General features: G+C 53.3%; 9 protein-coding genes and 1 pseudogene. 8 read left to right on the top strand and 2 right to left on the bottom strand.

Features of this window, described 5'->3' with window-relative positions:
* Nucleotides 1-135 precede the first annotated feature (135 nt).
* From MKY59_RS25750 to MKY59_RS25715, 8 genes and pseudogenes are all read left to right on the top strand, one after another.
* Nucleotides 136-231 (top strand): annotated as a pseudogene (locus MKY59_RS25750) (iron-sulfur cluster assembly accessory protein); the annotation flags it as partial.
* A 327-nt stretch (nucleotides 232-558) separates the two neighbouring features.
* Nucleotides 559-1,995, top strand: coding sequence for an SWIM zinc finger family protein (locus MKY59_RS25745; protein WP_339274468.1), 1,437 nt, complete (start codon nucleotides 559-561; stop codon nucleotides 1,993-1,995).
* Between the two features lie 50 nt (nucleotides 1,996-2,045).
* Nucleotides 2,046-3,881, top strand: coding sequence for a hypothetical protein (locus MKY59_RS25740; RefSeq protein ID WP_339274466.1), 1,836 nt, complete (start codon nucleotides 2,046-2,048; stop codon nucleotides 3,879-3,881).
* Between the two features lie 131 nt (nucleotides 3,882-4,012).
* A complete protein-coding gene (locus tag MKY59_RS25735) occupies nucleotides 4,013-5,116 on the top strand; it encodes an AAA family ATPase (RefSeq protein WP_236414662.1) in 1,104 nt (367 codons plus the stop codon).
* Between the two features lie 5 nt (nucleotides 5,117-5,121).
* Nucleotides 5,122-7,518, top strand: a complete 2,397-nt coding sequence (locus tag MKY59_RS25730; protein WP_339278479.1) for a DUF5682 family protein — start codon at nucleotides 5,122-5,124, stop codon at nucleotides 7,516-7,518.
* A 1-nt stretch (nucleotide 7,519) separates the two neighbouring features.
* The gene (locus MKY59_RS25725; protein ID WP_339274464.1) at nucleotides 7,520-8,761 is read left to right on the top strand and encodes a VWA domain-containing protein; all 1,242 of its coding nucleotides are present in this window, start codon (nucleotides 7,520-7,522) and stop codon (nucleotides 8,759-8,761) included.
* Nucleotides 8,762-9,268: 507 nt separating this feature from the next.
* Nucleotides 9,269-13,171: a carbohydrate binding domain-containing protein gene (locus MKY59_RS25720; RefSeq protein WP_339274462.1), complete on the top strand. Its 3,903-nt coding sequence runs from the start codon at nucleotides 9,269-9,271 to the stop codon at nucleotides 13,169-13,171.
* A 412-nt stretch (nucleotides 13,172-13,583) separates the two neighbouring features.
* A complete protein-coding gene (locus MKY59_RS25715; RefSeq protein ID WP_339274460.1) occupies nucleotides 13,584-14,225 on the top strand; it encodes an NAD(P)-dependent oxidoreductase in 642 nt (213 codons plus the stop codon).
* 118 nt (nucleotides 14,226-14,343) lie between these two features.
* Here MKY59_RS25715 and MKY59_RS25710 read toward each other — a convergent pair whose 3' ends face one another.
* Nucleotides 14,344-15,393, bottom strand: coding sequence for a glycosyl hydrolase 53 family protein (locus tag MKY59_RS25710; RefSeq protein WP_339274458.1), 1,050 nt, complete (start codon nucleotides 15,391-15,393; stop codon nucleotides 14,344-14,346).
* Nucleotides 15,394-15,762: 369 nt separating this feature from the next.
* Nucleotides 15,763-15,990: a hypothetical protein gene (locus MKY59_RS25705; protein ID WP_236414653.1), complete on the bottom strand. Its 228-nt coding sequence runs from the start codon at nucleotides 15,988-15,990 to the stop codon at nucleotides 15,763-15,765.
* Between the last annotated feature and the right edge of the window lie 225 nt (nucleotides 15,991-16,215).

Below are 16,215 nucleotides of genomic sequence, written 5' to 3'. Positions count from 1 at the left end.
GTAGTATTTGGTTAGCGTGATTATGCGTCATAGTGGCGCGTGATCCACAAGTAATCGTAACAATCAACAATCCCGCCTAATTGCGAGAAATCGCGTAGTGACGGGCGTTAAGCCTTCCGTATAGCCTTGCGAAGATTCACTATCCATAACCCGAACGCGGTAGCGACATGTGGTTGCGGATCTTCCTTCCGCACACGCGAAGAAGCAGGCGTGCCGGATAAAGATTGCTGATTCGGAAATAGATGTTTCTGGTATATGTATTACCGGTGCAATAAAGGTCTCCGTAGCGCATTAGTTTTTCTCTAATTGCGATATGGGGGCTTTTTTTTGTATTGGAAAGGGATCGAGTGTGATTTCGGCATGTAAGGTTTTGGATGGGCGGATTTGAAAATAACGGAAGACCATGATATATTCAAATAAAAAAGGGAACTGGTGTTCCTGTTTCGCAAATCCGCATCATAAATGCCAAACGGCCCATGCCATGCGCACGAGTGAGATTTGCGTTAGATTACAGTATAATTTTCACAAGTTCAATTTTCCAGCGAGGAGGCGCGCGAAATGCTTCAACTGGCTTCAACCTATATTGATTCACTGGCCCCGAACGCGGCTGCGGCCAAGAACGGACGGGGACTGGTCCAGAAAAACAAATTCGTCAAACTTAACATATCGGAGGAAGGGAACCTGTTGTTTGGTGAATGTGCCGGCAGCGGGAAATCCAATTATGTTTGTTCCGTCGATTTTGTCATGCCGGACAATCCGGTCTCGCGATGCAGCTGCCCGAGCCGGCAGTTTCCATGCAAACATGCGCTTGGACTGATGTATGCCTATGCGGAAGGATTGCCGTTTGAGAACGCTTCTGTGCCTGAAGATATTGCGTCCAAGCGGGAGAAGGCAGAGAAACGCGAAGAGAACAAAGCCAAGCGCGAAAGCGGTGAGCTGCCTGACAAGCCGAAAAAGGTCAATAAAAGCGCGCTCAAGAAGAAAATCGCCAAGCAGCTTGAAGCGCTGGACGAATTGGAGAAGCTTGTGCTTTCACTGGTTCGCGGTGGGTTGGGTACGGCGGATGCACGGACGGTGAAAAGCCTGAACGAGCATGCCAAGCGGCTCGGAAGCAGTTACCTTACCGGAGCGGAGAACGAATTACGGCGGCTTGCACTGCTGTTGGAAGAGGAAGACCGAGAGAGCGGCTATACATATGCGATGGAGCAGCTGACTTTGCTGCATGCTTTTATTAAAAGAGGCAGGACATATTTACAAGCCAAACAGGAAGATCCGGAACTCAAACCGGATAGCGAATCAACGATTGAAGAATGGCTTGGTCATGCTTGGCAGCTGTCCGAACTTAAGGAAGCCGGACGGGTAAGCGAGAATGTGGAGCTGCTTCAACTTGCTTTCTATTGCCACAAGGATGACGCACGCCGAGAATACATAGACACCGGTTATTGGCTGGAGCTTGGCAGCAAACGCATTCATCGAACCGTACATTATCGACCGTTTAAGGCTTTGAAATTCATGAAGGAAGAAGACAGTTTCTTCAATGTGGCGCAGATTTCCGAATTGTATCTTTATCCGGGCGGCATGAACGCCAGGGTGCGTTTTGAAGGCATGATCCCGCGCGAGACGAAAGCCGTCGATCTTGAGGCTGCCTGCGAATCGGCTTGGTCATCGATACCGGAGGCGGTCAAGGCGGTTAAAAACCAACTGAAAGATCCGCTGGGCGATCGGGCCCCGGTTGCGTTACTGAAGGCCTCCCGCATCGCACGCACGGAAATGGGAGGTTTCGCCCTGGTCGATGAGGCAGGAAATACATTGGAGCTCAGCGATATTTACCGCCTGCCCGGGCAATCGACGCCGCTGTTGTCGCTCGTCGATGCTTCGCTGCTCAGCGACTGCTGCGTATTGGCGATGTTCGAGCATCAGATGGATACAGGGCGGCTGGCTGCACAGCCGTTAACGGTGATTCAGGGAGACCGGATTGCCCGGCTGCTGTACTGATCGCTGTTATCGAAGCTGGAATCAAAACGGGGAATCGGGAGGAGAAGCGAATGAGCACCACTTTATTGCAAGAACTACAGGGCGAACTTCGCCGTTTATATATTGCAGGCAGCGACTTGGCGGGAGACGATTTCCGCCTGAAACGCCTGGAGCCGAAGTTGGCCCAGCTTGGGGAGCGGGCCCCGGTATTCGGCAAACTTGCCGAGGGAGTCGCCGCACTGACAGGTCCTTTAGAGGCGGAAGCAAGAGCGGCCCGGCTGCAGGATGTGGCGCTGCTGCTGAATTCGGTGTTGTCGACACAGGGGATCGTGGCTGCAGAAGGAGACGTATGCGCGGAGCATAGGAAGGAGGTCGAATTGTCAGGGTTAACGACCAGCCACTCGTACCGACAGCTGGCCGAGGTGCAGAATGCATTGTCGGATTCGGGAGGCGGACGGTACGAGATTGTGACTTCTGCCTTTGAACAGGGACTGTTCCGTGACTTAAGGTTATTCCCGTTTGCGGTGAGGGCCTTGGGCGATTCATATTCGGAAATTGCGGATTTTGCGGCGCGGAACATCCTGCCGGCATATGGACCGGCGATTGTACCTTACTTGCTTGAGGGAATGGACATCAATGGAGGACGTCAAGAGGAACGGCGCCTGCAGGTGGTAAGGTCGCTCGGTGTCGATCCGGAGGATGAACGGTCGCTGGAACGTTTGGTCAAGGCCGCGGAAGAAGGGGGAGACAAAATCCGCTCCGCGGCGATTGCCTGCCTCGGGCCTCATCCAAAGTTCGAAGACCGATTGCTTGAGTGGTCGCAGGACAAAAAGAAACCGGTACGCGAAGGGGCCTATGGTGCATTGGCGGTCCGTAATTCGGAAGGAGCGCGCGAACGGTTATATCAAGCAATCCAGGGAAAAGACGCATTGCTCGTGGCCGAAGCGATCAGTTATGCGCCAGCCGAGGAAATGGTCGATATGCTGCTGCCTCTTTTCGAGGAACGGCTTCGCAAGGAGCATGTAGGCGAAGATGACAAAAAAAGCAAGGGAAAGCTATGGAAAGAACTTGAGCCGTTGTCCATTGCGCTCAGAGACGTGCGTCATCCCGAGCTGGAGCGCCTGTATCTGGACGTGGCAGGAAACGAATCCGCTTTCCCTTCCTTGGGCAGGCTCGACTATGGCGATCGTGTGCAATTAATGAGACAGGTTGCGGGTTATTTGGCGCAAACGGATTCGCCAGAGGCACTTGCCGTGCTCCAACAATTGGAAGATCAAGACCCGGGGTATCTGCCATATGCATTCCGTGCTGCCAGACGCCAGCTTGCGCCAGCCGAGCTTTACGACAGGTATGTTGCTTCCGGGTGGGGACGCCTCAAAACCGTGGTCTCCAGAAAGTCTCAACTGGCGCAGAAGGCGCTGCTGGATGCACTTCGCGATGAATTGTACGTTTATCATGGGTATGTCAGAAGCCGGTTGCCCCAGGAACGGATCGAAGCAGAATGGGATTCCCGCTGGCTCGACTGGCTGATGGATCGCGATGAGCTGCAACTGGTGTCCGCGCTGGCAGCCCCCGGAAATGACAGGTTGCTTCCTTATATCGAAAAAGCCATAGAAAAAGCCAACAATCATGACTCGCATTACATTTTCGCCGCCCTGGATGCCGGCGGTGCTGCTGAGGATATAAAAGCCGAACTTCTGGTGCAATGGATGGAGCGAAAAGATTGGAAACGCACATATAGCATGTACTCCGAAGAGAGCGAACGTTTGCTTCGCGTCCCCGATCATCTGGCCGCAGAAGTGGCGGACAGGGTAGAGGCGTTACTCCCGGAAGTACGCTATGAAGGCCTTAAGGAGCAGCTCGAAGAGATCGTTCATACGCTTCGGCGCCGGGCAGCATCGGTGTAAACCGGTTTTCCATAAACAGAGAATATCCTTTCGATTTCAGGCCGCCCGGCAGCACCGGGCGAAGGGTGATTTGGATTTTGGAACAAGATTGGTGAAAGAAATAGGTCCATCATGGAGAGGGGAATATCGAAATGGCCGCAACGAAAAAACAAGCACAGGATGTCATGCGCCTTCCGGCTGAACTGCTGTATCGCGAAGAGATTGAGGCGCTTAAAAAGGAAGACAAGGGAGCGGTTCCGCCAGGGTGGCAAATGTCCCCGCGTGCCGTACTGACTTACATTACCGGTGGCAAAGCCGGCAAAGTGGATATTACGCCCAAGTACATAGGGAACCGAAGACTGGTCGAAATGGCTATCGCAACGCTGGTTACCGACCGTGCGCTGCTGTTGATCGGCGAGCCGGGAACAGCCAAGTCATGGCTGTCGGAGAACCTGTCTGCCGCGGTTTGCGGCAATTCGGGACTCGTCGTTCAAGGGACGGCGGGCACGACGGAGGAACAAGTGCGCTATTCGTGGAACTACGCGATGCTGCTCGCCAACGGGCCGACACCGGAGGCGCTGGTACGCAGCCCAATCATGCGGGCCATGGAAGACGGCAGCATTGCCCGCTTCGAGGAAATCTCGCGCTGCGCTTCCGAAGTGCAGGACGCTTTGATCTCCATTCTGTCCGAAAAGACCGTCTCGGTGCCGGAGCTTGGCAGCGAGACGAGTGCGCGTAAAGGGTTTTCGATTATCGCAACGGCGAATACGCGCGACCGCGGCGTCAACGAAATGTCCGCGGCCCTCAAGCGCCGATTCAACATCATCGTGCTGCCTGCGCCTTCCGATCTTGAAACCGAGCTTTCCATTGTCAAAAAACGGGTAAGCGAAATCGCTGCTTCGTACCAACTGCACGCAGCTCCGCCGGCGGACGAAGCCTTGTTGAAAGTCGTAACCATATTCCGCGAGCTTCGCAGCGGCATGACGCTCGACCGGAAGGAGAAATTAAAGTCTCCGGGCGGCGTTATTTCCACTGCCGAAGCGATCTCGCTGCTTACCAACAGCATGGCGCTGTCCGCCAGTTTCGGCAATGGCGAGCTGTCGGACGAAGATCTGGCTGCGGGTTTGCAGGGGGCCATCGTCAAAGACGATGACAAGGACAAGCTGGTGTGGAAGGAATACCTCGACAACGTCATGAAGAAGCGGGGATCGGAGTGGCGCGGACTGTACCAGGCGTGCAGGGAGTTGAACGAGTGAAGACGATGGAAGACGCACGCGTCTCCGTCTTCGGCGTCCGGCACCTGTCCCCCGGAGGTGCTCGCCATCTGCTGGAATATCTGGATCGGGTCCGTCCGACGGCGGTATTGATTGAAGGTCCTTCGGATGCGACGGACAGGATCGCCGACCTGGTGCATCCATCGACCGTGCCTCCGGTAGCCCTGCTGGCGTTTACGGATGAAATGCCCGTTCGAACAGCGTTATGGCCATTCGCCGTATACTCTCCGGAACTGCAGGCGATGCGTTGGGCTGCCAAAAATGAGGTGCATTGTGAGTTGATCGACCTGCCATCCGGCGCAGCACTGGCGCTGGAAGAGCTGAAACAGAAATCGCTCTTGTCCCGTGGCAGGAATGGTACGACAGAGCAGGATGAAACGGCAGCAAACGAAACGAAGGCAAACGAAGCGACCGATAACGGCGAGGGAGAAATAATAGACGGCGGTACTCGGAATGACAAACAGGCTGGATCCATATACGACCGGATTGCCGATTTAGCAGGCGAGCATGATTACGAAACGTACTGGGAGCGCCATTACGAACATAATGCCAACCCGGAAGCATATCGGGATTCGATCCTCGCTTTTTCGGCTGAAATGCGCAGTCTTGGCGAAGAGCGGGAGCGGGCCGAGCAGGCGGAAGAGCACGCGTATAATCATGTGCGCGAAGCATACATGCGGAGGCAAATTCTAAAAACGATCGAAGCAGGACATGATCCCGAGAAGATCGTAGTGGTCTGCGGAGCGTACCATGCATCGGTTTTGGAGCATCCTGCCGGAGGCGCGATGAGTGATGAAGAGCTGGCGGCAATGCCTTCGCGCAGCTCCAAACTAACCCTGATGCCTTATTCATATTACCGGCTTTCCAGTCTGTCGGGGTATGGCGCGGGAAATCATGCTCCGCATTATTTTCAAATGATGTGGGAGGCCATGGAGGCGGGATCGCCGGAAGAGTTGCCGAGGTTGTACCTGTCGACGGCTGCCCGTTTGCTTCGGTCATCAGGCACGCACAGGTCCACCGCCGAAGTGATTGAGGCTGTGCGGTTGGCCGAAGGACTGGCTTCGCTTCACGGCGGCAGCATGCCCACGCTCCTTGAGCTGCGCGATGCGGCACAGACGCTTCTCGGTCGAGGCGAGCTGTCGGTGGTAGCCGAGGCGCTGGCCCGCCTCGACATCGGCACGGATATCGGCAGCTTGGCCGAAGGCGTTAGCCAAACGCCGCTTCAGGATGACTTGAACCGTGAGCTCAAGCGGCTTAAGCTCACCAAATACAAGAGCGCGGTGGCCGCGGATTTATCGCTTGACCTTCGCGAGAATCGCCGGGTTTCCTCGCACGAATCGGCGTTTCTTGATCTGAATCGCTCCGTTCTGTTCCACCGCTTGGAACTGTTGGAGATTCCATTCGCAAGAAACAATACCAATGGTGGCGATCGCGCGGTATGGGCCGAGGACTGGGTCATCCAATGGACGCCTGAGGCCGAAATCAGAGTCGTGGAATCCACGCTGCTCGGCGAAACCGTCGAGATTGCATGTGCGCATCGGCTGCGCGAAAAGCTGGAGGCCTGTACGTCTATTGCCGAAGCATCCCGGCTGATTGGCGTATCTGTCCGCTGCGGCATGACCGCGCAAATGGAAGACGGACGCCGCGTCCTGCAGGCGCTGGCTGCGGACAGCCGTGACGTGGCTCAGATCGCGTCCGCTGCGGCAGAGCTGTCGCGTATCATCGCGTATGGCGATATCCGGCGTACGGAAACGGCACCGCTTGTGCCGCTGCTTGAACAGTTGTTCTACCGCGGCTGCCTGTATTTGTCGGATGCGGCAAACTGCAACGACGAAGCAGCATACGCCATGGTCGCCGCTATGAGTGATTTGAACCGGATTGCCCAAGAACACGACGAAGTCGTTGACGTGCCTATGTGGTCGGCCGAATTGAACGAGCTCTCCGAACGGGATGACCGCAATCCCAAGTTATCGGGCTTCGCCTGCGCCCTGCTGCTCGAAAGAGGCGAGATGGATGCGGAGCAGTGCGCGGCCGAAGTTTCGCGGCGGCTTTCTCCGGGCATTCCGTCCGATCTTGGCGCAGGCTGGTTCGAGGGCTTGTCCATGCGGAACCGATATGCGCTGCTGTCACGCATGAGCCTATGGGAGCAGCTGAACGATTACATCAACTCGTTAAACAACGATGAGTTCAAACGGGCGCTAGTCTTTTTGCGCCGGGCATTCAGCTCCTTTTCGCCGCACGAAAAAACGATGATTGCCGAAACACTGGGCGAGTTGTGGGGCGTGAACGCGGAACAAGCGGCAGAGGTTTTAACCGGGGATCTGAAGGAGGAAGAGGACAAGATGCTGGACGAATTAAACGAATTTGATTTTGGGGACTTTTGACATGACGGATCAGGCGGAAAAAAGACAAGAACACTCCGTTTCCCGCTGGCGGTTGATTCTGGGCGAGGCGGCTCAGGAAAAGCTGGAGGGGTTGACCGGGGAAGAAGCGTTGCAGCTGACCGAAGAAGAAGCGATCATGGATGCCGCCCTGGCCGCCATTTACGATGATACCGATGGCAGTTCACCTGGCAACAGCTCGGGCCGAGGTGCCGGGGGAAGCGGAGCATCGGGCCGCGGGGCAGGCGGCGGCAGGGGGGCGGTTAATCTGTCCCGTTGGCTAGGCGACGTGCGCAGCCTCTTCTCGGAAGACGTTGTCTCGATCATCCAGAATGACGCGATTGAGCGCCGTGGCTGGAAGCAGCTGTTGTTTGAGCCCGAACTGCTTGCAACGGTCAAACCGGACATTCAGATGGTTGGCACATTGATGGCGCTTAAGGGAAAAATACCGGAAAAGACGAAGGAAACGGCACGCCTGCTCGTACAGGCCGTAGTCGAAGACCTGATGGCACGCATGAAGGAAGACATGCGGCGGGCTGTGACAGGCGCACTGAACAAGCGTCAGCATACCCCTCTCCCTTCGCTCAGCGGACTGGACTGGAAACGGACGATCCAGCGCAACTTGAAGCATTATGACCGTGAACGCAGCATTCTCGTTCCCGAAAAGTTTTATTATTTCGACCGGGCACGACGAAATAAGGAATGGACCGTCATCCTCGACATTGACCAGAGCGGTTCGATGGCCGAATCGGTCATCTGGGCCTCGGTGACGGGAGCGGTTTTTGCAAGCATGCCCGCGCTGGATACCCGGGTCGTTGTATTTGATACGGAAGTGGTCGATCTGACGGAACAGTGCGCCAATGATCCTGTAGATATGTTGTTCGGTATTCAGCTCGGCGGAGGAACCGATATTAACAAATCGGTCGCGTATTGCGAGCCCTTTATTGAGGACCCGAAAAAAACGCTGTTCATTCTGGTCACCGACTTGTATGAGGGCGGCAACCAATCCGCTTTGGTGCGCCGCATGCGTGAAATGTGGGAATCCGGCGTGCGGACGTTGTGCCTGCTGGCACTGTCGGATCGCGGACGGCCATTCTATGACGAACGGCTGGCGAAGCAGCTCTCCCGTGACGGCACACCGTGTTTTGCTTGTACGCCCGGCATGCTTCCTGAACTGGTGGCAGGAGCGTTACAGGGCCGCGATATGAGCGAATTGGCGAAGAAATTGAGCTCGGAAAAAGGTTAAGCGGGATGGTGCATGATTGGATCAGCCAGATTATTGGCTGGTCCTTTTTGCTAACGTTTGTTTTGGCTTGTCTCATCCCCTAACTGCATCATCAAATAGAGGACGACGCAGAAAATGAATGATTGACATTTCGTTCCATTTAAAGGTATATTGTTTGTGCAAACGTTTGCAATAATAAGGAGTTTGAAATGTGAGATTACTTTAGAATTCCTTGGTTTAAGCAGGTTGATGGCACGAAAATTCATTGAAATTTGAACAAACGTTTGCGCAATAACAAAAAAGGAAAAAGATCATCGCATTTCTTATGAAGGATGAACCGTGATTGCAAAAGGCGACCTAGCTCCATTGGCACGGATTGCGGGGATCGACAGAAAGGAGGGAAGATGGAACAGAACGGTTATGGAGCAAGGGAATAATGACCTGACCGCAAAGGCATATCATGCATATGCCGACTGTAGGACTGTTTAGGGTGAATTTTGCAAAGGATCAGATCAAGGGAGGTAAAACATGAAGTTTGTACGCAAGCTTGGTGCCATTCTTATGACATTACCGCTTGTATTTACAATACAGACATCGGCTGTTTTCGCTGAAATATCCGCAACCCACGTATATCACAATCATATGCCGAATTTCTGGGCTTACTATGACACGTCCACATACCATTCGGCTCCGGTGGGTTCTCCCATCCGTTATACGTATGACGGGCAGGTCGTCGACTTGAAAAACAATCCTCCAGCCAATTATCCGTATCATTTGCCCAGTGGAGCACCCATGCCGCATGATGATCTGGTGGCTTATTACACGCACCATGCCAAAACGGGAGCTTACTTGTCCTGGCCCTGGCAGGTGGCAAGCGACTTGAAAAACCTTCATCCTGCCGCGGGCATGCAGGTTACCATGTCAGGGTCGCTGCTCAATAACGTGAACAGTTTTATGTACACCAATAATGTAAACGGTTACAACAATGTGAATTGGGGCGCTCCCTGGAAAAATGCATACAACAATCTCAAAACAACCAACGGGGAGCGAACGATGGACCTCGTTCATTTCTCCGGGCACCATTCGATGGGACCGCTGGCGGGCAACGAATATTTGCTCAAGGATTTGATTTACCAGAATGCAGTGATGGCACAGCCTTTCTTTCTGGGGGATTCGTTTAAATCCTCGAAAGGATTTTTCCCGACCGAGCTTGGCTTCTCGGAACGGATCATCCCGGTGCTCGACAAACTCGGCATCGAGTGGTCGGTCATCGGCAACAACCATTTCTCCCGTACATTGAAGGATTACCCGCTGTTGAACGATCCCGGCAAAGATACGATGATCTCGCCACCGAACCGGGCCGACCTGCAGAACACCAGCGACGTTGGGTCTTGGGTATCCTCGCCTATGTTTAACGAAAAGCAGGTGGTCTACAACAAATATCCGTTTGCTTCCACGCCGCATTGGGTTCGGCATGTCAATCCGGAGACGGGTGAGGAGAGCCGAGTCGTAGGCATTCCCGTTGCCCAGGCCGAGTCGTGGGAAGAAGGATATCAAGGATCGGCCAAGGCGGATGCGCTTAAACCGTTCGAAGGTTTGGTCGACCAGAAGCAGTTCTTTGTCATCGCCCATGACGGAGACAATTCTTCGGGACGCGCAGGCTCCGAGGAAACATGGAGAAACGCGGCTAACGTGACCTATGCGCAGTCTGGCGTGAAGGGAGAGAGCATTAACGAGTATTTGCGCACAAATACGCCTGACGAGGAAGACGTAGTCCATGTTCAGGATGGCTCATGGATTGATACGCGAGACTCGTCTTCCGATCCGACCTGGTATCACTGGCGTCTACCGTTTGGTATTTGGAAGGGTCAGTTTGATGCTTTTAATCAAGCCACAGGCCTTGATCTGAAGCCTAAAAAGAATCTGGACGGCGTGGAAGAAGGCATGACGGTGTCGTTCGAATATGGATACCACTATCTGGAGCGTAACTTCGCTCTGGAGCAGGCTGCCCTCAATTACGCCAAAACCGCGGAACAGATATGGCTTGACAGCCACCCCAACCATTGGAAGCCAACGACGGCGCTTGATCACGAAATTACGTATGAGGGCAATCAGTTGAATCCATGGATGATGGCATATCCGGTCAAAGGAGACCCGGCCAACGATTACAGCGGCGGTGCAAATCCTGCCGAACTGAGCTGGTATTTTCTGCTGCCCGCGCTGGATTCCGGTTTCGGATATTACGACGAAAATGTCGATGACGGCGTGAAACCGACGCTCTCCTTCAACCAGTCGCTGTTTTTTTCCAAGCCCTATGTGAACAGCCAGCTGGCGGAGGATCGAACCGGCCCTTCGGTCTGGTGGCCGCAGCGTTATCCGTATAACCCGGGCAGCGCAAACGTCAGCAAAGCCGAAGGATGGACGCTGCACTATTTTGACAATACGTTCGGCATCTATACGTACGCTTATGATGTCAGCGGAATCCAGGATATCAAGGTAAAGGTACGCACGCATCGGGATAAAGAGGCGGATGCCCGGGATAATACGTTCCGCGTATACGATCCGGCGGGACTTCAAGCCGAAGGCGTGCCGAACATCGATCCGGACAAAGTCAGCGGGTGGACGGAATACCCGATGAACAAGCGGGATCTACAACCGGATATCAACGGTGTTGTCTGGCAGCCGAGCAGCACCGATATGTTCAAGCGAGTGCCTGCACAAGAAATCGGCGACCTGTACTACACGTATTTTAACGAGTTCCGGGATCAACTGGTGGACTATTACGTCGAAGCCGTGGATGAGAACGGAAACGTGACGCGCAGCGAGATTCAGACCGTTTACGTCGGCACAGGCAAGTACAGCAAGAACGCTGCCGGGAAAATCGTGGAGGATGCCGCAGGAAATATCGAGGGCACACATCCTTTCCTTGTCGTGGACACGACGCCGCCGGCTGCACCAACAGGGATTCACGCGTCCCGGGTTACGGATCGCAGCATTACTCTGGAGTGGGAAGTGCCCGAAGATGACGTCGGCGTGGAGTCATACGATATTTTCCGTGACGGGATCAAGGCCGGCAGTTCCGGAACTGCGAGCTTTACCGACACCGGTCTCACGCCCGAAACGGATTATGAGTACACCGTGAAGGCCATAGACAAGACCAATAACAGCTCTGAATTAAGCAAACCGTTAAAAGTGAGAACGTTGGAAGCCGACACGCAGCCGCCAACCGCTCCTGCCAACGTGACGGTGAAGGCTGTTACCGCATCGTCCGTAGCGCTGGAATGGGACGCCAGCAGCGACAATTACGGCGTGGCCCGTTACGACATTTACCGTGATGGAATTAAAGTGGGAGATAGCGCAAGCACTTCGTTTATGGATGCTGCGCTTTCGCCGGCAACCAGTTACACCTATACGATTCAGGCCGTCGATGCTGCCGGCAACAAGTCTCCCGTCAGTTTACCGGTAACGGCCCAGACGGAGGATGGAAACGTGGTTACGGTTTATTACAAGCAGGGATATGCTACTCCATACATTCATTATCGCCCTGCTGGCGGAACATGGACGTCTCCTCCCGGCGTGCAAATGCCTGCGGCCGAAATCACCGGCTATAACAAAATGACCATCGATGTAGGCTCGGCGGACGGACTGGAGGCCGTATTTAACAATGGCAGCGGCACATGGGACAACAATGGCGGGAAAAACTACATGTTCCCCTTAGGCACAAGCACATACAGCAATGGCAAAATAACGCCCGGTGCCCCTCAGGTGGACGCGACAGCGCCAAGCGTGCCGACAGGGCTCGCAGCTGCCTCTACCACGCCCCATTCCGTGACGCTGTCATGGAATGCGTCGACGGACAATGTCGGCGTGGTCGGTTATGAGATTTTTCGTGACGGAACGAAGGTAGGGAGCAGCGAAGCGACCAGTTACACCGATCAAGGGCTGCAACCTTCAACGACGTACCGATATAAGGTGATTGCCTATGATGCTGCCTCCAATCGTTCGGCAGCCAGCGAAGAACAGGGCGTTACGACGGATGAAGCTCCGCAGGGCAATAGCGTAACCATCTATTATAAGCAAGGATACGCGAATCCAAATATTCATTATCGCCCTGCAGGAGGGACGTGGACGACACCTCCCGGCGTAGCCATGACGGCGGCGGAGGTTCCCGGTTACTATAAGATCACGATTGACGTAGGAGCCGCATCGGGATTGGAGGCCGTGTTCAACAACGGCAGCGGCACATGGGACAACAATGGTGGGAAAAACTATATGTTCCCGCTTGGCAATAGTACCTACCATTCGGGGAACATTACTCCGGGTGTGCCGTCCGGAGCACAGACGGCTTACGGGACGATCCCGTTCGAGAATCCCTTGGCTTTGGCAGATCAAACAGAGGTATGGCGTTTGCACAGCCGGAAGAGCGCATAGAAGCTATAAAGGAGCGGTAAAGAAGCAGAGTTTTGAATAAACGAGCCGCTTGTGGTTTCAAGACGCTATATCAAGTAAGAACCTTTGCTCATCGTCAGGGTGAGCAGAGGTTCTTTGTGCCTGTTGGTTGACAAATATTGTTGTAACCGATATAGTTACATTATAAAGTTTGAACATAATATGATTATATAAACCGCAAAAAACAAACACATGTTAACGGAGAGGGCAGAACCAATCTGGAGAAGCAAAGCGTTCGCATTTATCACCGGATTTTCCCTTAGAAAAGGGGAATCCCAAAAATCTGGGGATAACAGCGATCGGAAGATGGTACTGCACTCGCAGTGCCCTAGTGAAAATGATTAGTGCGGTTTATATAGTATATTCCATCCCAAACGTTAAAGGAGAGATCATGATGAACATCGGAATTATCGGAGCAACGGGCAAAGCCGGCAACTTCATTTTGGAGGAAGCCAAGGCAAGAGGGCATGAAGTCACCGCAATCGTGCGTGATGCATCCAAGCTGCAGGACAAAAGCGTGAACGCATTGGAGAAGGATGTGTTCAGCCTGACTTCCGAAGATGCCCAACGTTTTGACGTGATCGTCAACGCGTTTGGTGCGCCTGCTGGCAAAGAGCATATGCATGTAGAAGTGGGACAAGCCTTGATTCAAATTTTGAAAGGCGCGCCAAACACCCGGTTGATCGTTGTCGGCGGTGCGGGCAGCCTGTTCACGGACGAGTCCAAGACGCAGCGTCTTGTCGATTCCCCGGGATTCCCGGAAGCATATAAAGCGACCGCGTCGAACCAAACGCAAAACCTCCAGGATCTGCAAGCTTCTACAGGCATCCAATGGACGTTTCTGAGCCCGGCAGGCTTCTTTAATCCGAAAGGCGCTCGCACTGGCAAATACCAGGCAGGCCATGACGTTATCATGGTTAATAGCGAAGGCAACAGCTATATCAGCTATGCTGACTATGCAATCGCTCTGGTGGATGAGATCGAGAATGCGAAACATGTTAACGAGCGCTTCACCGTAGTCGGCGAAGTAAAGTAAAGTAAAGTAAAGTAGTAAAGTACATCCAGCTATATATAATCAAACAGCCTTAGTTCGGATATTCGAGCCAAGGCTGTTTGATTCATCGTAAGATCACACAATATGGGGCATCTGCTGTTTAGTCAATGAAGCCTTCCAGCATGATGGTCGGCATCATGTTGGATTGCCATGCTCCCTTGCCGTATCCGCCATTGTAGCCCGGAGTGGCTTGCGGCTCCCAATAAAACACCCCTTTGCCTTTGCCGTTAGGAAGGTTGCGGAATTGGTTTTTCATGGCGGCAACGAAGCTTTTGCCTGCGGCAGGCTGATTGTTGTCCATGCCGATTTCGGAAACGATGATTTCTTTGCCGTAACGGTTGATCAGGTCTTTGGCGTTGTTCACGGCATTGGTTACTGCAGTATTCCAGCCGGAAGCGGATGGGTACAGGGACATGGCGATCATATCGAAGTTGGCGCCATTGCTGATCAGCCCGCCGATGTTCCAGACGTACAAGGCGTTGTCATCCCCGCCGGCGAGGTGAACGATCGTTTTGGTGTTGGCGCTCATGGATTTGACGGCATTATGGCCGGTATTGACAAGCCAGGCATAGTTTTTCATGTTCACCGACGCTTTGCCGTCTTCCCACAGCATGCCATTGCTCGTTTCGTTTCCGATCTGCACCCAGTCGGGTGTCACGCCTTTGCTCTGCATGGCCGTCATGACCTCGCGCGTATAATTCCATACGGCATCCATCAATTGCTGGAACGTGTAGTTTTTCCACGCGGCAGGTTTGGTTTGCTGGCCCGGATCGGCCCACGAATCGCTATAGTGCAGGGTGAGCATCACGCTCATGCCTGCGTTTTTGGCACGTTGGGCCAGCGCTGCGGCGCGATCTTTGTTCAGGTACCCGTTTCCGTAATCATTCGAAGGATTCACGAAAACGCGGATACGAACCGAGTTGATTTGATAGTCGTTTTTGAGGATATCGATAATGTCGCGCTGCACGCCGTTTTTATCTTTCCACTTATACCCTTGTGCTTCCATCCCCGGAACCCAACTGATGTCGGCCCCTTTGGCAAAGCTTGGCGCTGCATCGGCATGCTGGCTGGCAGGCAGCCCGAGCGAGGTGAACAGCAAAGCAAAGACCAATACGATGGATATTTTGTAACCCCTTACAAATCTCGGCATTCAAATATTCCTCCCTGAATATTAGGATGAGTTGCACCCTCATTATAGTTGCCTAGGGGCATCTGCCTACAGGGTCCATTTCCAATATTTTGGTTGTTTTTGCAACAAGCTTGCGCTGGCACGCGTTCTCGGACATGAAAAAAGACCGTCCGAAGACGGTCTTTCTACCCGTGGCGCTATGTGAAGCCTTGATCCGTATCCCGCGCCTTCAACCATTCAACTTAATTTGAACGGTTGAATCGGGTAAGGGACACGTTCAACATGGAATAACTAATGTTGACGCACCTCCTTTCCTTGTGAGACGAGTATACATCACGGGCGCTTAAAATGCCAGCACTTTTTTGCTTTTTTTTACAATCGCGCAAAATTTTATTTCTCGGTCTGGAACATCGTCATGTCTCGTGCAAAATGACTCTTCGTGCCGTTGTCGTTGCGAATTCGTACGCTTTCGTCGCTGATGCGTTCCACGATGCCGCGGCCCACCTCGCAATATACGCCTGCGGGATCTTCCTGCCATGCCGTTACCGTACACTGGGAAAGCGCGGCTGCGAAAAATTCTATATTTTTATGCAATGTTCTGGGTTTGTTGGATTTCATGTTAAACTCCTTCTTATATATAGATGCGATATGAATTCGGAGGATTTCCGAACAAAAAAATGCCGGCTCAAGCGATTCTGTACATCACTTTACCTTGTCTGCCTCCCTTTGTAAAGGGATGGAAAAAGTCACCGAGATGCGGTATGATTTACGTAAATTTTACACTGATTTTACACTGCGATGACGCTTGCTGCCAATCACGAATAGTACAATTATAACAAGTAC

This window comes from Paenibacillus sp. FSL W8-0426 (genome assembly GCF_037969725.1).
Taxonomy (GTDB): Bacteria; Bacillota; Bacilli; order Paenibacillales; family Paenibacillaceae; genus Paenibacillus; species Paenibacillus hubeiensis.
This window is presented reverse-complemented; position numbering and strand designations above follow the sequence as displayed.